The organism is Pedobacter jeongneungensis, assembly GCF_000633455.1.
Classification (GTDB): Bacteria; Bacteroidota; Bacteroidia; order Sphingobacteriales; family Sphingobacteriaceae; genus Pedobacter; species Pedobacter jeongneungensis_A.
The window spans coordinates 219,768-239,590 of sequence record NZ_AYMG01000001.1 but is presented as its reverse complement, the minus strand read 5'-3'; the positions used below and the strand labels follow the sequence as shown (position 1 = coordinate 239,590).

The following is a 19,823-nucleotide window of genomic DNA, read 5'->3' as shown; positions in this document are numbered from 1 at the left end:
CTTTAGCAACAACAAAAAACAAAATTAGTACATTAGGTAAAATTATTTTAACATGAAGAGACTGTTAACGTTCTGCCTAATCTCCTTTGGTTCCATTTTTTTTGTACACGCCCAACTAAAATCTCCTGACGATTTTTTAGGTTATGCGCTTGGCGCGCACTTTACCCCGCACTATAAAGTAGCCGATTATTTTAGGCAAACAGCCGCAGCCGCTCCTAAAAATATAAAACTGATAGAGTATGGAAAAACGAACGAAGGCAGGCCGCTGATGGTAGCCGTGATTTCTTCAGCAGAAAATATAGATAAACTGGAGCAGATCAGAAATAATAATCTTGCTTTAACTACAGGTACAAATACCAGTGTCGATTTAACCAAACAGCCAACCATACTCTGGTTGAGTTATAATGTACATGGCAATGAGGCAAATTCTACTGAAACTTCGATGAAAATGCTTTATACACTCGTATCGGGCACGAATAAACCAGCTGCCGAGTGGTTAAAAAATACGGTTGTGGTAATCGATCCCTGTTTAAATCCGGATGGTAGAGACCGTTATGTAAATTATTTTAACAGTGTGGTAGGTAAAACACCTAATTCGGATCCATCTTCAAGAGAACATATCGAGCCCTGGCCGGGTGGCAGGCCAAACCATTATTATTTCGATTTGAACCGCGATTGGGCCTGGCAAACGCAGATCGAAAGTCAGCAAAGGTTAGCATTATATAACCAATGGATGCCTCAGGTACATGTAGATTTTCATGAACAAAGTTATAACGAACCTTATTATTTTGCACCAGCTGCAGAACCGGTACATCAGGATATTACGCCCTGGCAAAAAAGTTTTCAGGTGGTTGTGGGTAAAAACAATGCTAAATATTTTGATGCAGAAGGTTGGCAATACTTTACCAAAGAACGTTTCGACCTGCTTTACCCTTCTTATGGCGATACCTACCCCCTATATAATGGATCAATCGGTATGACTTACGAGCAGGGCGGCATCAGGGCCGGATTATCGGTAGTAACCAATGATGGCGATACCTTAACCCTAAAAGACCGTATCGCACACCACTTTACTACAGGAATGTCGACGCTCGAAGTAACTTCTTTAAATCATAATAAACTTTTAGAGGAGTATAAAAAATATTTCCAACAGGAAATGGCTAATGCTCCAGGTATTTATAAAAGTTATATTATTAAGCCAACCAACCTGTCACGATTGAAAAAACTGGCAGAACTCTTAACCAAAAATAAGATCGAATTTGCTTATGGTGGAGATAAAACTGGAAAAGCTTACGATTATGATACCCAAAAAGAAGAAAACTTTACCATTGGCCGAAATGATTTAATCGTAAATGTTCAGCAGTCGAGAGCAGTTTTAGCTAATGTTTTATTAGAACCACAAACTTTTGTAACCGATTCTAATACGTATGATATTACGGCCTGGGCCCTCCCCTATGTGTATGGTTTAAAGGGTTATGCCAGTAAAGAAAGCATAAAAGGCAAGTTTTCTTCATTAGAAGAAACCAAATTGGTGAATACAGAAGTAGAGAAGCCATTGGCCTGGCTATTTAACTGGGGAACAAACGAAGATGCCCATGTTTTAATAGCCCTGCAAAAAGAAAATATAAAAGTAAGGCAGGCCGATCAGCCCTTTTCTGTTAATGGTAAAGATTACCCTGCAGGAACATTGATTGTATTGCGGGCTGAAAATGAGCGATCGATTAAAGGTGTAAAAGATAAAGTTGCTTTTATTGCCAAAATGCTTGATAAACCCATTCAGGCGGTAAGTAGTGGTTTTGTAGAAAAAGGTAAAGATTTTGGTTCTAATGTTTATCCGCTATTAAAACAACCGAAAATTGCAATCGTATCGGGCATGGAGGTCTCATCTTTAGCTTTCGGTGAAGCCTGGTTTTTCCTGGAACATGATTTAAACCTTTCGCCGAGTATTATCAACACTAAAGACATCAATAATTTAGACATCAATAAAATCAATACACTTATCCTGCCGGATGGAAGTTACTCTCCTTTTATTGGTGATGGCTTAACCGCATGGTTAAATAAAGGTGGTAAGCTGGTTTTAATGGAAGATGCCATTGAAAGTGTGCTGGAGAAAAAAGGATTCGATATTAAAAAGAAAGAAGCGGCAGTTAAAAAAGACGAAAAACCCGAAGCAAACAAACTTCTTTTTAAAGATAAGGACAGAGATGATTTCGAAACCACCATACCTGGTGCCATTTATAAGATTAACCTTGATGCTACCCACCCATTCTCTTATGGTTTGGGCAAAACTTACTATAGTTTAAAAACCGATCGAAAGATTTACGAACCATTTGCCAAAGGCTGGAATGTAGGTTTAATTAATGATAAAAGTTTAATGGCTGGTGTAGTGGGTAAAAAAGCCCGCGAAGAGCTTAAAACCGGATTACTCATTGGTGTGCAGGATTTTGGCCGCGGACAGGTGGTTTATCTGGCTAACGACCCCCTGTTCAGAAACTTCTGGGAAGGAGGAAAAACCCTCTTTGGCAATATTTTATTTTGTAGCTATTAGAATTTAACACAAATAAAAATTGAACGGCCTTGCAATTAAATTGTAAGGCCGTTTTCTTTTTTAATGAAATAAGTTAACGTTAAAAAAAACCATTAATTTTTAAACGTAATAAAATAATGTATCTTCGTGATGATTCACCCCTGAATTAATTGTAAGTTTTGGAGATTATACTCCAAAAAGATCACATCCTCAAAGTGCGCAACGCATTTAATTAATCTTTTACTAATTTATTTAAAAATGAAAAAACTTATACAAAGTTTGTTCATTCTTGTGCTGTTTGCATATTCTGCTATGGCCCAGGAACGAACAATTACTGGTACAGTTACTTCTGGGGATGACAAACAAGCTATACCTGGGGTTAGTGTAAAAATTACGGGTGGCCAGGGTGGTACCGTTACAGATGCTAATGGTAAATTTTCTATTAAGGTATCTTCAACAGCAACAACATTAGAGTTCTCGTACATTGGCTATGCCCGACAAACTAAACCGATTGGCGAGGCTACAATTAATGTGGTTTTAGTGCCTGATGCTAAAGCGTTAGATGAAGTAGTGGTTACAGCTTTAGGGCAGACAAGAAAAAAGAATACACTTTCTTATGCCGCGCAACAGGTTAAAGGTGAAGAATTAAGCCAAACACGTTCTGCAAATGCGGCTTCAGCGTTATCTGGTAAAGTTTCTGGCTTGCAAATTATACAGGGCAATGCAATAGGTGGTTCAACCAATGTAGTAATCCGTGGCAGTAAATCGCTTACAGGTAACAACCAGGCCCTGTTTGTAGTTGATGGAGTGCCGGTAGATAACTCGAACAACAACTCAAAAGACCAAAAAACAGGTCGGGGTGGTTACGATTATGGCAATGCTGCCGCGGATATTAATCCAGATGATATTGAATCTGTTAACGTACTAAAAGGTGCTGCCGCAAGTGCATTATATGGTTCAAGGGGTGCAAATGGTGTAATTATGATTACCACTAAAAGTAGAAAATCCAATGGCATGGGTATCACGATTAACAGTGGCGTTACCATTGGGCACATTGATCGATCTACTTTTCCAAAATATCAAAAGGAATATGGAGCAGGCTACTCTGATGGATATGACAGTGGTGATGGCTTTTATCTGATCGATGTTTTAGGAAATGGTATAAAAGAAAAAGTAGCCCCTACGGGTGAAGATGCATCTTATGGGGCAAAGTTTGACTCCAACTTATTGGTGTACCAATGGGATGCTTTTGATCCCAGCTCGCCAACCTACCACCAAAAAACGCCTTGGGTTGCTGCAAAAAACGATCCTTCTACCTTTTACGAAACTTCCATTTCAAATAGCAACAGCATCATGCTTGATGGTGCTTCAGATAAAGGGACATTTAAGTTGGGCTATTCCAGAAACGATGAACGCGGCACCTTACCAAACAGTAAAGTGCTTAAAAACATTATTAATTTCGGCGGAACCTATAAAATTACAGAGCGCTTAACGGCATCAGCCCTAGCCAATTTTTCGAAAGTAGACGGTTTAGGCCGATATGGCTCTGGTTATAGCGGTTTAAACGTAAACCAGAACTTCAGACAATGGTATCAAACCAATGTTGATATTCAGGAACAAAAAGAAGCTTATTTTAGAAATGAGCGAAATATTAGCTGGAACTGGGGATATCCTTCCGATCAAAAGGCTTTAGTTGCCCGGTTTACCGATAACTATTACTGGACCAGGTATAAAAACTATCAAAACGATACCCGGAGCAGGATTTTTGGTAATGCGTCCTTAAACTATAAAGTAACCGACTACCTGAATATTTTGGGGCGTGTTTCTTTAGATTCTTATAATGAGTTTCAGGAAGAGCGTATTGCAAGTGGTAGCAAAGAGCCTGGGATGTACAGCCGCACGGATAGAACCTTTCATGAAACCAACTTTGACCTAATTGCTAATTTCGATAGAAACCTAAACGAAGATTTTAATCTTAAGGCATTAGCAGGGGTAAATATCAGGCAAAGTCTTTTAAATGATACCTACTCCACCACTAATGGGGGATTGATTGTACCTGGTTTGTACAGCGTAGCAAATTCTGTTGGTACAATAGCTGCGCCGGTCGAAAATTATGAACCAAAGGAAGTAGATGGTGTTTTTGGAGGAGCAACATTAAGTTATAAGGAATTTTTAACCTTAGAGGGTACTTTTAGAAGGGATAAATCATCAACACTCCCTGTTGGAAACAATGCTTACAATTATTATTCAATCGCCGGAAGCTGGTTGTTCTCTAAACATTTAGAAAAAGAACTTAGCTGGTTGTCATCAGGAAAAATAAGGATAAATTATGCTACCGTTGGTAACGATGCACCATGGGGAAGTACAAGAAATGTATACTTACCTCAAAGTCCATTTGGTTCGACCACACTTTTTGCATCCCCGATTACTGTAAATAATGCTGAATTAAAGCCAGAGCAAACAGAAAGTAGCGAAGTGGGATTAGAAATGGCTTTTTTACAGAACAGAATCGGTTTTGATGCTTCCTATTATTTAGCTAAATCCAAAAATCAGATTTTTGCAGTTGCCACCTCGGCTGCCGTTGGCTTTACCAATAAATTTGTAAATTCTGGCGTAATCAGGAATAATGGTATAGAGCTTTCGTTATATGGCAGCCCGGTTAAAACGAAAGAGTTTTCATGGAACATCAATGTAAACTGGACAAAGAACAACAGTAAAGTGTTAGAGCTTTATAACGGAAGCACGAATCTGCAATTGGCTAGTTTTAATGCCGGTATAAGTATTAATGCTACGCTTGGCCAACCTTATGGAACAATTCAGGGAAAAGATTTTGTTTACGATGCCAGTGGACAAAAGGTTATCGGACCTAAGGGATATTATTTAGTGACCAATACCACCACCAACGTAATTGGCAATGTTAACCCGAAATGGATCGGTGGTATCCAAAATACCTTTAAATACAAAAATGTATCACTTGGTTTCCTGGTTGATTTTCGCCATGGCGGTAATGTTTGGTCGCTTGATCAGTTTTATGCCACTTACTCGGGCGTATTACCCAATACCATTGGCTTAAATGATTTAGGAAACCCGATGAGAGATCCTATCACCAACGACAGTAAAAGCGGAGGCGTAATTTTAGAGGGAGTTACGGAAGATGGTAAACCAAATACAAAACGTGTTATGATTGATGCGAATTCACCAGCTCCTCCACCGTCTGCATTCTCTTATGATGCAAGTTATATAAAGCTGAGAGAGGCAACATTAACTTACTCGCTTCCTAAGAATATTGTCTCAAAGTTAGGGCCGCTTAAGGCTGTAGATTTATCTGTTTTTGGCCGGAATTTATGGATTATCCATAAAAACCTTCCTTACTCCGATCCGGAAGAAAACCTGTCATCTGGCAATATACAAGGTGTTCAAAGTGGCGCGTATCCAACCACCAGAACAATTGGATTCAATGCAAAAATTTCATTTTAACGATTAAGAAAATTCCAATGAAAAAAATTAAAATATTTTTTGTTGCCCTATTGGCCTTTGGGGCATGTAAAAAAGACATCACAACATTAAATGATCCAACAAAAAAACCGGCTGTAGTTCCGGCAGGTACATTGTTTGCCTATGCAACGAAATCATATAGCGATGCCATTACCAGCACAAGTGTAAATACAAATGTGTTTCGGTTTGTGGTGGGGCATTGGGCAATGACCACTTATCAGGATGAATTGCAGTATGATTTTAATACCCGCGAGATTCCCAAAACCTGGTGGACAATTATGTACCGCGATGTGCTTCAAAATTTAACTAAATCAGCTGGATTTATAAATTCAGATCCTTTGATGGAACCGGGAGTTAAGGTCAATAAACTTGCTATTTTAGATATTATGCAAGTGGTGGCTTATAGTACGTTGGTAAATACATTTGGAAATGTACCTTACAGCAAAGCGTTAGATGAAAACAATTTATTTCCAGTTTATGATGATGCCAAAACCATTTCGCTTGATTTGATTAAAAGGTTAAATGCCGACATTGCACAATTGAATACCAATAACAAAGGCTTCACCGCAACAGAAGACCTGATTTATTTAGGAGATATTGCTAAATGGATTAAATTTGCTAACTCTTTACGTATGCAACAGGCCATGATTTTGGCCGATGCTGATCATGAAACAGCAAAGGCAGGTGTTGAGGCGTCTGATGCCGGAGCTATTTCAGTGGCTGCTGATAATGCATCTTTTGCTTATCTGGCAGGTGCTCCAAATCAAAACCCATTATATGTTGATATCGTAACAGGTGGTAGAGGTGATTATGTGGCGGCAAATGATTTACTTAATAAGTTGAAAACATTATCTGATCCGCGCCTGAGATTATATTATTCTCCTAATAGCGATGGTGTGTTTGTAGGCGGCATCTCTGGTGCTGGCAATTCACTTAAAGCTATTTCAAATCCAAACCCTATACTTTATGCTGCGAACGCGCCAACTTTGTTTATGGATTATGCAGAAACAGAATTCTTTAGGGCAGAGGCAGTAGAAAGAGGTTACGCCGTGAGCGGAACCGCAGAAGAACATTATAATAACGCGATTACAGCATCTATTATTTATTGGGGAGGAACAACGGCCGATGCTGCAACATACTTAAAAAATGCTTCGGTAGCCTATCAAACCGCAGCAGGTACCTGGAGAGAGAAAATTGGTGTACAAAAGTGGATTGCCTTGTATAACAGACCTTTTAACGGTTGGACAGAGCTGAGAAGGTTTGATTATCCGAAAATTACGCCTCCTGTAGGTGCTAAATCAGGTTTTCCTGTTAGGTTAAACTATCCAACTAATGAACAGCAGTTAAATGGTGCCAACTATACGGCCGCTGCTGCTGCAATTGGTGGCGATGTTGTAACGACAAAATTATTTTGGGATAAGTTCTAGATCAGATATTTTGGTTAGCCCCTGTTATTGCCTGATCTTTTGGTGCTAACAGGGGCTTTTTTATTGACTATTTTAAATAAATTTCCTCTCTAACCACACACCTATACTACAATATTTCTTTGCTATATATTTCTCAACCCCGTGTCTTATTTAATGCCTGCCTATTAACAAAATGCGCGTTTAACTGTTGATTTAGTTCATTTTGGCATATAGATTAGAATTTTGGCACAATTTTTTTATATATTTTAGCTGCTTTAAGAAGCAGTTTTAATGTTAAATTAATGCTATTTTGATCTTGTTTGTACGCAATTTGTTTAAATGCATATAATATTATCTCTTTTTGTAGAAAAATACCCCTAATAAGTCTTTTTTGTAATACAGCTTATTTGTCAAATAAAAGTCATTATATTTCTTTGTTTTGTTAAAGTTTGTTAAAATGTTGGGTATCTCTCCTATATTTAGCTTTTAAAATAATCATTAACTAACCTATTTTCAAATTATGAAAAAACTTCTACAAAGTTTGTTCATACTTATGTTTGTTGCTGTAACGGCAATGGCACAAGACAGAACAATCACTGGTACAGTTACATCAAAGGATGATGGATTACCAATCCCTGGTGTAAGTGTTACGATTACTGGAGCTAAAAGCGGAACTCAAACATCTTCCGATGGTAAGTTCAGCCTAAGTGTACCTTCTGGTACTACAAGCTTAAGATTCTCTTTTTTGGGTTTTCAGGCTCAAACGGTAAATATTCCGGCTAATGGAGTAATCAGAGTATCTTTAACATCAGATCAAAAACAACTAGGTGAAGTTGTGATCACTGGTGCATTGGGAATCCAAAGACAGAAAAAAGAACTTGGATACGCAGCTGCAACGGTTGGAAATGCTACTTTGAATGCAGGTAACGCAGTTAATTTAGCAACTGGTTTACAGGGTAAGGTATCGGGTTTAAATATCGCTACAACTAATAGCGGTGTATTCGAAAACGTTAAAATTAACCTTCGTGGTATCCGTTCATTAACTGGAAACAATAACCCGTTATTGTTGTTGGATGGTGTTCAAACTGACATCAACTATCTATCGTCATTAAACCCTAATGACATTCAAGATGTTTCTGTACTAAAGGGTGCAGCTGGTGCTGCGGTTTATGGTTCTGATGCCAGAAACGGTGTAATTATCGTTACAACCAAAAAAGGTACTAAAGATGGAAAACCTGTTGTAACAGTTAGTAACTCAACTCAATTTCAGGATATCAGCTTTTTCCCTAAATTCCAAGAAGGTTTTGGTTTAGGTGGTGGTGGTAATAACGCTAAACTTGGTGATTATACTTCTATTGAGAACTGGTCATGGGGCCCTGCTTATGATGGTTCACAAGTTCAGATCGGACCTGATTTAACTGGAATTACAGATCCTGTTTATGGACCATTAACTACTCAACATGTAACATATAGTCCTGTTAATGATAGAAAAGAATTTTTTAATACAGGTTCTATCATTCAGAATAATGTTTCATACGGAGATAAAAACTTCTTCTTAAGCTTACAGGATGCAAACATCAAAGGAATTGTTCCTGATGACAAAAACCGTAGAACAGGTATACGTTTAAATGCATCTAGAGAATATGGCCGTTTAAAAGTTGCTTTGAATACAAACTATATTCAGCAAAACTATAATATCTTCGATGCAGAAGGTATGTCTGACTTTAACGCTTCTCAGAACATCGGTTTAAATCAGGGTTTAATGAACTTGTTGTTTAACACCGCTGGTTATATTCCTCTTAATAACTATAAGGATTTTAAAAACGATCCTTATGCTTCATATAACTATTATTACACAGATTACGGGTTGAATCCTTATTTCGCTATCGATAACTGGCGTAAAACAGGTAAGAGAGCAGATTTAGTTACCAACTTAAATTTAGATTTTAAAATTACCGACTGGGTTAGCTTAAGCTACCGTGCTGGATTAACTACTCAGGCTACAGACGAAAGAAGAACTTCTCAAGGTGAACAACCAAATGCATTTGGTGTAGCAACAAGAGGTTTTGGAACAATTTCATCAAATGTAGAAGAGCGTTCGTTCAGATCAGAAAGATTATCATCAGAGTTATTTGCTAATTTTAACAAACAGATTAATGATGATTTCAAAATCACTGGTGTTTTAGGTACGTACGTTCGTCAGGATAAAGCGCGCGATACACGTGTTGGTGCTGTTCAATTGGTAGTTCCTGATTTATATAATATTTCTCAACGTGTTGGTGAATTAACAGGAACTTCTCCATCAAGACAAAGCCGTTTATTCGCACTTTATGGTAGTGCTGCTTTGAGTTATAAAGGATGGGCTAATATTGAGGTTACAGGAAGAAATGAGCAAACATCTGTTTTAGCAAATACTCTAAATAGCTATTTTTACCCAGGTGTTACTGCTTCATTTATCGTAACAGATGCGATTGACGCATTAAAAGGAAGTAAAGTACTTTCATATTTAAAGTTAAGAGGTGGTTGGAATAAAACAGGTAATGCTGATATTTCTCCTTACCAATTAGCAGCAACTTTCTCTCAGGGTGGTGGTTTCCCATATGGAACAACACCTGGATATAGTGCTGATAATACTATTTATAACCCATTATTAAGACCAGAATTTATTAAGAGTATTGAAGCTGGTTTTGAGGCAGGATTTTTAAATAACAGAATTAGTCTTGAGGCAACATATTTCCACCAAACAATGACTGATCAAATTATCCCGATCAACTTATCATTGGCTACTGGTTATTCAAGTGCTTTCGTTAATGCTGCATCTTTCATCAACAAAGGTGTTGAGATGGATTTAGGATTAACTCCACTAGTAGATTTAGGTCAGGTGAGGATTAACTTTAAGGTTAATGCAACTTATAACAATAGTAATGTTACTGAAGTTTATCCTGGTTTAGATCAAATCTCTATCGGTGGTTACACTTCAGCAGGTAACTATGCTATCAAAGGTTATCCAGCTTTTATGGTTAGGGCAACAGATTATTTAAGAGATGAACAAGGAAGGGTAATTGTTAGTGCATTAACAGGTGCACCAACTGCAGATCCTAATACTAAGATTTTCGGAAACTCAATGCCTAAATGGATTGTTGGTTTAAATCCGTCTATCCGTTGGAAAGGCTTAAACATTTCTGCATTGTTTGAGTATAAAGGTGGTTACATGGCATACAGTGATATAGGTAACGCAATGTCTTGGACTGGTGTTTCTGCGCTTTCTGCTATTAATAACCGTGAGAGATTTGTTTTCCCTAACTCTTCTATATTAGTTAACGGTCAATATGTAGCAAACACTAATGTTACCTTAAACAACCCTGAAACATTCTTTACAGGTGTTGCAAGAAATGTGTCAAGTAACTATTTGTTTAGTGCTGCATCTTGGAGATTCCGTGAATTATCTATCGGTTATGATATTCCAGTATCTGTTTTCGGTAGTCAAAAAGTAGTTAAAGCATTAAATGTTGCATTAACCGGAAGAAACTTATTTTTATGGTTGCCAAAATCAAACATGTACACAGATCCAGATTTTACATTTAGCCCGGCCGCAAGCAATTTCGGTAGCGGAAGTACAACTGGCGTAACAACAGGAAATCAAAGTGGTATTAGTAACTCAACCATTAATCCTCCTGTAAGAACTTTTGGTGGTAGTGTTACAATTACATTTTAGTGATTAAATTAAACAGAAAAGAGATGAAAAAAATAATAATTCCAATTTTTGCAGCAGCTGTTCTACTTGGTGCGGGCTGTAAGAAAGAATTTTTCGATATAAATACAAGTCCTAACTCACCAACTGAAGCTTCGGTAACTCCTCAGGTTCTTTTACCTAGAACACTTCATAATGTTGGATTGAGGGTAGGAACAGGATTTGATTATGCGGCTGATTGGACGGGTTATTGGAGCCGTTCAGGTTCGTATGGACAATCAATCGAACTTGAGTCGTATAACATTACCTCGACTACATTAACAGCACAATGGACCAACTGGTATGATATCTTAACAGATGTTAACTTAATGGAGAAAAAGGCACAGGCTTCAGGCTTACCTTTTTATCAAGGTGTTGCGAAAACAATGAAAGCAGTTGGTTTCATGTACCTTGTAGATCAATATAATAACGTTCCATATTCTAAAGCATTCGACTTTGTTGGAAATATCACTCCAGGTTATGATAAAGGAGAAGATATTTATGCAGATCTTTTTGTGCAGTTAGACGCAGCAGGAAAATTGTTTGCTTCTGTTACCACAATGGACGCAGCGACTCAGGCTTCTGATGTTATGTTTAAGGGCAATCTTACCTTATGGCGTAAATTTGTAAATACCATGAGATTAAAATTATTAATCCATGAGTCACAAGTTGTATCATCTGCTACTGTAACTGCGGTAGTGGCCCAAATTACGGCAGATGGTTCGGGTTATCTTGGTGCTGGTCAATCGGCTTTGGTAAACCCTGGTTATGTTCAGGTTGATACCAAACAAAATCCTTTTTATAATACCTATAAATTATCTGCCTTAGGTGTAAAGGATACTTACAACAGAGCTAACAACTATATATTGAAAAAATATTTTGGTCCAGACGGTCACGCTGATAATGCTGTAACACCAGGTACTGATGATGATCTTCGTTATAAAGCTGTTTTTAGTGTGGTTGATACTAAATTAGCTGCATTCCCAAGTGCAACATATGATTATGTTGGTACTAACTTTGGAGAAGTTGTTCCTAATAGTGATCCGTTCAGAGCGGTTAATCAATCGGATGTTGCTGGTCCAGGTCTTGCTAAAAGCCCAACTCAGTCTCAACCTGTATTAACATCAGTAGAAAGTTTATTCCTTCAGGCAGAAGCTGCTCAACGCGGCTGGATTACTGGTACACCGCAAACATTGTTGACAAGCGCTGTTAGAGAGTCGTTTACTTACCTGGGCGTTTCGGGGGGTGCTGGTGCTGCAGATGCTTACTTAGCACTTGGTATTCCTATCGTTGATTATACAGGAGCGGCAAATAAAGTTAACTTTATAGTAATGCAGAAATATTTGGCATTAATTGGGTTGGCAAACTTTGAAGCTTATGTAGATTATAGAAGATTAGGCGTTCCTACAGATTTGCCATTGTCATTAAATGCAAACAGAATCAATAATGTAATTCCATTGCGTTTACAATATCCTCAAAGTGAGTTTAACTTCAACGCAGCGAATGTTGCCGCTCAAGGAACAATTAACCCACAGACTTCAGCAATTTTTTGGGATAAATAGATTTGACTTATAAAAGAAATTGAAATGAAAAAAATAACAAACATATTATTGCTCGCAGGCTTAACTTTAAGCTTGTCTTCTTGTCTGAAAGATAAGGGAGCCGAGTCAAACTTGTATGGGATTAATCCATCATTAGAGGATAATAAAGTGGTAAACATTCCTACAGCAGGTACTACTTTTACTGTTTCGGGTACATATCCGCTTACAGGTACACCTGCTACCACTCCTGTAACCATTACTATTCCTGTGCATCTTTCGGCGAAAGATGTTGCAAGCGAAGAAGTGAATGTTACTTTGGCAGGCGATCCAACTGATGCCCGAATTACAGCTTATAACGCTACTATTGCAACTAATCCAAAATTCATCAGGCTTCCTGCTGATAAATATGTTTTATCAAATGGTGGTGTAGCGAAAATTGCTCAGGGAAGCAGAGATGCATCTGTTACCTTAACTTTTACACCTTCGGCATTAACACCAGGTGTTCGTTATGCGCTTCCTGTTAGTATTGCAAGTATAGATAAGTCGGGTTATATTATCAGTGGAAATCAAGGATATCGCATGTTTCTTCTTACAATAAGATAATCTTGTTTTCATACAGAGAATTAAAATTCTTATAAAAAACGGCCGTTTGTAATTGTACAAACGGCCGTTTCTTTTTGTAGTAGTATTTGCAATTAGGGATAAAAAATAGCATTATAAAGCATTAAAGTGATCAAATAAAATTGTTAGATCACCATCCTTTTTTATGTTTAATTTGTTGCTGGATATATAGCTGTCAACTTCAGCTTTATTTTGAGATAGAATAGGGTATATGGCACTTTTCTCTCTCTTAATTTTCTCTAATTTTCCTGCTTTTTCAATAAAATAGGTGTCTATAGGTTTCATTTTTTTTACAGAATAAAGCATTCCTGCTTCTCTTTCATCTACCCTTTTCATCTGCACTCTTTTCAATAAAGTGGTTTTCCCCTCCGATAGAATTTCGTAAAAAGTTTTTTCGTTTCCGCCGTCTATTGAAGGATACCCAGATTTAAATTTTTTACTGGCTCCGCCATTTTCTGGAGATGTAATGGTAAATTCTTTCACTGCAAGTTTAAACAATTGAGGTAAGCCATTATCTGCTTTAAATATCAAACGGTCGTTGCTTAAATCATACATGAGGTTCATTCCTTTGTATAAACTATCATTAGATAATTTTACCGATCCTTTGTTCCATGTTTCGTATAAATATGAAACATCATTATTTCCTTTGGTTGTGTTTCCTGAATAATTTACATCATTATTTGCCAGTTGCAGGTTTACCCCTAATTGTGCATGACTTGCTAAATAAGGCAATACAAGAACTGATGACAATACGATTGTTTTTTGAAAGAGATTTTTCATGTTAATATGATTATTTATATAAACTTACAAATAATCATATCCTTTTTCTATTGAATGCAGATTGTAATTTATAAAAAGTAATTTTTTTTAACGATTGAAGATCCTGAACAAAACATTTCCCTGTCTTCAGCACATTGTAGTTAATTGTTTTTTGAAAGAAGCCTGAAAATTTTTGCTTTAGCTAAAACAAATCGTTAACTAAATAGTTAGTACTAAAATTTAACTGAAACACCGTAATTAAAATGTCATAATTTAGTTAAAGTCACGATTTATATGGATTTCGAGACTTAAAATTTGAACTGCGCTTCAATTATTTTATAAATTCGAACCTCATTAATTCAATTATCCCTAACTAACTTAAATTTCATGAAAAAACTTCTACAAAGTTTGTTCGTGCTTTTGTTAATCGCATCATCTGCAATTGCACAAAACCGAACAGTCTCAGGTACAGTTACTTCAAAAGAAGATGGTTTACCTCTTCCAGGAGTGAGTGTAAAAGCGAGTGGCACAAGTGCTGTTACTCAAACCAACGTTGATGGTAAATACACAATCAGTGTTCCTTCTACCGCAAAAACATTAGAATTCTCTTACATTGGTTATACTAAACGAACGCTTGCCATAACAAGTGTACTAAATGTTTCTTTAGTTGCCGATAACCAATCACTTCAAGATGTTGTGGTAACGGCTTATGGTACGGTTAAAAGACAAAACTTTACTGGTACTGCTGCAACTGTTGGTAGTACGCAGATTAAAGATCAACTGGTAAGTAATATTGGTAACGTATTGCAAGGTCAGGCGAGCGGTGTTATTGCTGTTAACAGTACTGGCCAGCCGGGTGCAAACCCAACAATCCGTGTACGTGGTATTGCTTCTGCAAATGCTTCTGCAGATCCTTTAATTGTTTTAGATGGCGCAATATATGGCGGCCATTTAAATAACATTAATCCGAATGATATCGAAAGCATTACCATTGGTAAAGATGCGACCGCAACATCATTATACGGATCGAGAGCAGCAGCCGGTGTTTTGTTTATTACATCAAAAACAGGATCGGGCAAGCCGAAAATAGATATAAATATTAACAGTGGTTTTTCTAACAGAGCTGTTAAAGATTATGAGTACCTGGGTTCTCAGGGGCTTTACGAAACTACCTGGGAAGGTCTTCGTAATCAAGCATTAATTACCCCAACTTTGGTTACTTCTTCTGGTTCTGCATCTGCAGCAGATTATGCCAGCAAAACCGTTGCCCCTACATTAGTGTATAATCCATATAACATTGCTCAGCCAGTTGGCTTAGACGGTAAATTGGTTGCCGGAGCTAATGCATTATGGAACCAGGATTGGGCTGATGCTTTATTAAGAACTGGTAAAAGAACAGATATCAATGGCGCTGTTTCAGGTGCTTCTGATAAAACACGTTATTATATTGGCGGTGGTTACCTAACAGATCAGGGTTTAGCAACAGAGTCTCAGTTTAAAAGATATAGTGGCCGTGTTAAATTAGATAACCAAACCACTAGCTGGTTAAAAGTTGGTGCAAACGTAAGTGGGTCTTTTTCTACTCAAAATTATCCAAACCAGGCGGGTTCTGGTTACTCTAACGTAATTTCCTGGATCCGTACGGTATCAAGCATTTATCCTGAATACCTTTTGACTCCAACAACTGGTCAGCCGATTTTAGATGCCAACGGTAATAAACAATACGATTTTGGTAACAATGGTCCATTGCTTCGTCCGGTATTAAGACCAGGTAACCCAGCGGCTACTACCTCAATGAACCCTACTACTTACGATCGTTATTTAACTTCACTTAACGGTTACGCAGAAGCTAAAATCATTGATGGTTTAACTATCCGTTCTCAATATGCTTTAGATTACTATCAATATGCATTTGATCAGTATTATAACCCGTTTGTGGGTGATGGTGCTGCTTATGGTGGCAGAAGTGAAAAATACAGAGAAACAACGATTACGCAAACTTTAACCAATACCGCTACATACGATAAAACATTTGGTGTTCATCATCTTAACTTATTGGCGGGCTGGGAAGTTTATAAATATAAAGACAATTACACTGATGCAGAAGCAAGAGGTTTTACTTTTCCAGGTACTACCGAGCTTTCTTACGGTGCAACACCTTATACTGCAAGCTCAAATACTTATCTGAACAGACAGACCAGTTTCTTCGGTAGAGCAAGCTATGATTATAAAGATAAATATCACGTAACGGGTTCGGTTCGTGGTGATGGAAACAGCCGTTTTGCAGAAAATGTTCGTTGGGCAACTTTCTACTCAGTTGGTGCTTCCTGGAACGTTAACCGCGAAAGCTTCCTTTCGGATGTTAAAGTGCTTAGTGATTTAAAATTAAGAGCAAGTTATGGTACAACTGGTAATCAGGCGTTATTAAACAGTGCTGGTAACCAAAGTTATTTCCCATACTTAGGCGTATATACTGGTGGAGCAAACATTGCAGGATATAGCGGTTCTTACATTTTAAGTGCAGCAAACGATGTTCTTACCTGGGAGAAACAAACGGATCTGGATTTAGGGATCGATTTCGGTGTTTTGAAAAATAGAATTTCAGGATCATTTACTTACTTCGACAAAAAATCAAAAGGATTATTGTTCAACAGGCCATTAGCTCCCTCAAGTGGTTTAAATGGTGTTAACGATAATATCGGTCAATTATCGAACAAAGGTATTGAGGTTGAATTAACCACAAGAAACTTTGCCGGCAAAGATTTCCAATGGACAACCTCGATCAATTTTACGCACATCAGAAATAAAATTACATCACTTCCTCAGCCTACAATTACCGGAAGTAACTTCTCTCAGCTTTCTGTTGGAGAATCATTATACAATTTCTACCTAAGAGATTATGCTGGTGTTGATCCTGCTGATGGTCGCCCAATGTGGTATTTAGATCAAACAGATGCTAATGGTAATGTTACACAAACAACCACTAAAACCTATAGTGCTGCAACCCGTTACTATAAAGGAACAGCGTTACCAAATGCTACAGGCGGTATTAACAACACATTCAGCTACAAGAACTTCGACTTGAATGTACTGGCATCGTTCAGCTTTGGTGGAAAAATTTATGATTCTGATTATGCAGGCTTAATGCACGCAGCTATTGGTACAAACCCAGGTTATAACTGGAGTGTTGATATTTTAAACAGATGGCAAAGTGCAGCTAATCCTGGTGATGGTGTAACTCCACGTTTAACCGGTACAACAGATGATCAGGCAACTTCGGCTTCAACCCGTTTCTTATATGATGCGAGTTATGGCCGTATCCGTAACATTACTTTAGGTTACCGCTTGCCTCAGCGCTGGTTAGATAAGGTTAAATTTGCCCATGCCAGAATTTTTGCAGATTACCAAAACCCATTTACCATTTTCGGTCGTAAAGGTTTAGATCCGGAGCAAGGTATCGCTGGTGTTACCAATAATGCTTCTGTTGTTTACAAAACCTTATCATTCGGTGTCAACTTCGGATTTTAGCAGGCCTATTTAAAAAAGATTATTATGAAATTTAAAAAATATTTATTGATCGGTTTAAGTGCTATAGCACTTTCATCATGCACCAAAGATTATCTTAATGAGCCTCAGCCTGCTGATGGTAATGTTTCGGATGTATTGGTCTTTAATTCTAAAGTTGGTGTAGATAACGCCATGACAGGTATTTATTACCTGATGCGTAACTATCAAGGTGCTCAGCAAAATATGTACGGTTGGAAAACGGTACAATTGAACTTTGATTTAAGGGGTAATGATATGATCTCTGATGCCAGCAACTGGTGGTTATACGAAAATAACTGGAGTGATAATACTTACGGCCGAATTGCTACCGCATCACGTAATACCCAGATCTGGAACCTTTGTTATAAAGTAATTAACAATGCCAATGCTATTATAACAAACATTAATAAGTTACCGGAATCTGATGCTGTAAAAAATGCTTTTGTTGCAGAAGCCAGGGCTTTAAGGGGTTGGGCTTACTTTCAACTGGCAAGAGTGTATCAGTTTACTTATGCTAAAGATATAAATGCAGCAGGTGTGCCAATTATGTTAGAGGCTACAACAGCTACTACAACAGGCAAACCACGTTCTTCAATGAAAGATGTTTATGCACAGGTAGTGTCTGATTTAGAGTATGCAACTGCAACATTAACCACCACACGTGTTGATAAATACCGCATTAACAAAAGTGTAGCTCAGGGTATTTTGGCTGAAGTTTATCAGGAAATGGGAATGGCAGATGCTTCTTTATGGACAAAAGCGGTTTCTAATGCACAGGCAGCCAGAACCGGTTTTACTTTAATGACTGCCGCAGATTATAAAGCGGGTTTTAATACTGTTTCTAATGCAGAATGGATGTGGGGCTTACAATTTAATGCATCACAATCATTATCTTATGCATCTTTCTTTGGTTATATCGAACCTTTAAATACACCAAATACTTCTTTCAAAGCAAGATATAACGATTTATACATCAATAATACATTTGTAAGCTTATTTACAGCTACTGATATTAGAAATACTTTCTTAGCTGCACCAGGACAATCAAGCGCCTTAACCTGGAAAAAATTTGTAACCTACAAATTTCAGGATAATGCGACCCAAACAGGCGATTTTGTAATGATGCGCGCTGCTGAAATGTACCTGATCGAGGCAGAAGGCGATGCGCAGCAAGGTTTATTAGAGCCTGCTAAAGATGTACTTTTTGTATTGCAAAAACAAAGAGATCCTAATGCTGTTCGTTCTACTGCTACAAGTAAAGATGCATTAATTAATGAGATTCTGGTAGAACGCAGAAAGGAATTATACGCGGAGATGGGCGTTGAATATTTTGATTTAAAACGTTACCAGAGAGGTTTAGTTCGCAACGGTATCCAGTGGAGTTTATTAAATATCGCTGCAACCGATAACCGTTGGAGATGGCAGATTCCACAAACAGAAATGGACAATAATAAGAGCTTAACCAGCGCTGATCAAAATCCATTATAGATTTAAAATATAAGTTTCAAGCCCTGTAATCAAAAGTTACAGGGCTTTTTTTTGGAAATAACTCTTGATTATTTTTAACTCCGGTATTGTTTTTCGTTCTTTTGATATTTTTCTTTCTGTAGCCAATCATTTCTAAGATGGGCTATTCGTTTTTATCAAAATTATTTTCTGACCTTTACCGGATTTTCATACGTTATTTTGATTGTGATGTTCATCTTCAAATTTTCTACTGATTATATATCGCTCTATAATCATAATTTTTCTAATCCCATTTTAATGTAATTGTATCTTTTTAAATAGATTATTGGCTGCTAATAGTTTAATTATGCTGCCTTTTTAGCCTTTTTAGCTGTTTTTAACAGGTTTTGTGAGTGGTTTTTAGCTTCTTCCTTAATAATCACAAAAAAAATAAATCATTTTTTATTTTGTAAAATTTGCATGACGTTTTTCTAAATCCTATATTGGATTATTAAACGGAAACTAAACTATTATTTATGAAACAACTCACGCAGAGTTTGTTCTCATTGATGTTCATTGCAACAGAAGCAAGGGCGCAAGAAAGAACAATCAGAAGCACTGAAGTGGTCAAAGAAGGCTACAAAGATCCCCCGGAACCAGGTGTTAAAATTAAAAATGCGACCTAAAGAACCACCATTGGCGCAATTGAAAGTTTAACTTAAATCACCCTATTCATTTACTCAAAATAACTC

At 37.4% G+C, this 19,823-nt stretch carries 10 protein-coding genes; 9 read left to right on the top strand and 1 reads right to left on the bottom strand.

Annotated features, from left to right (window positions below; translation table 11 throughout):
* Positions 1-52: 52 nt before the first annotated feature.
* The 6 genes from U859_RS0101030 (at position 53) to U859_RS0101005 (ending at position 13,302) form a co-directional block, all read left to right on the top strand.
* Positions 53-2,548, top strand: coding sequence for a M14 family metallopeptidase (locus U859_RS0101030; RefSeq protein ID WP_025141588.1), 2,496 nt, complete (start codon positions 53-55; stop codon positions 2,546-2,548).
* Between the two features lie 237 nt (positions 2,549-2,785).
* On the top strand, positions 2,786-6,004 hold the full coding sequence (locus U859_RS0101025; RefSeq protein ID WP_025141587.1) for a SusC/RagA family TonB-linked outer membrane protein: 3,219 nt from the start codon (positions 2,786-2,788) through the stop codon (positions 6,002-6,004).
* Positions 6,005-6,021: 17 nt separating this feature from the next.
* Positions 6,022-7,449 carry a SusD/RagB family nutrient-binding outer membrane lipoprotein gene (locus tag U859_RS0101020; RefSeq protein WP_025141586.1) on the top strand — a complete coding sequence of 476 codons (1,428 nt, stop codon included), beginning with the start codon at positions 6,022-6,024 and terminating at the stop codon, positions 7,447-7,449.
* Positions 7,450-7,948: 499 nt separating this feature from the next.
* The gene (locus U859_RS0101015) at positions 7,949-11,143 is read left to right on the top strand and encodes a SusC/RagA family TonB-linked outer membrane protein (RefSeq protein ID WP_025141585.1); all 3,195 of its coding nucleotides are present in this window, start codon (positions 7,949-7,951) and stop codon (positions 11,141-11,143) included.
* Between the two features lie 23 nt (positions 11,144-11,166).
* The gene (locus tag U859_RS0101010) at positions 11,167-12,720 is read left to right on the top strand and encodes a SusD/RagB family nutrient-binding outer membrane lipoprotein (protein ID WP_162799832.1); all 1,554 of its coding nucleotides are present in this window, start codon (positions 11,167-11,169) and stop codon (positions 12,718-12,720) included.
* A 24-nt stretch (positions 12,721-12,744) separates the two neighbouring features.
* A complete protein-coding gene (locus tag U859_RS0101005) occupies positions 12,745-13,302 on the top strand; it encodes a DUF1735 domain-containing protein (RefSeq protein ID WP_025141583.1) in 558 nt (185 codons plus the stop codon).
* 111 nt (positions 13,303-13,413) lie between these two features.
* Here U859_RS0101005 and U859_RS0101000 read toward each other — a convergent pair whose 3' ends face one another.
* Complete coding sequence (locus tag U859_RS0101000; RefSeq protein WP_025141582.1) at positions 13,414-14,100, bottom strand: hypothetical protein; 687 nt, start codon at positions 14,098-14,100, stop codon at positions 13,414-13,416.
* 366 nt (positions 14,101-14,466) lie between these two features.
* Between U859_RS0101000 and U859_RS0100995 the strand changes: the two genes are divergently transcribed.
* From U859_RS0100995 to U859_RS31895, 3 genes are all read left to right on the top strand, one after another.
* Complete coding sequence (locus U859_RS0100995) at positions 14,467-17,607, top strand: SusC/RagA family TonB-linked outer membrane protein (protein WP_025141581.1); 3,141 nt, start codon at positions 14,467-14,469, stop codon at positions 17,605-17,607.
* 24 nt (positions 17,608-17,631) lie between these two features.
* Positions 17,632-19,113: a RagB/SusD family nutrient uptake outer membrane protein gene (locus U859_RS0100990; protein ID WP_025141580.1), complete on the top strand. Its 1,482-nt coding sequence runs from the start codon at positions 17,632-17,634 to the stop codon at positions 19,111-19,113.
* Positions 19,114-19,607: 494 nt separating this feature from the next.
* Positions 19,608-19,757, top strand: coding sequence for a hypothetical protein (locus tag U859_RS31895; protein ID WP_162799831.1), 150 nt, complete (start codon positions 19,608-19,610; stop codon positions 19,755-19,757).
* Positions 19,758-19,823: the final 66 nt, after the last annotated feature.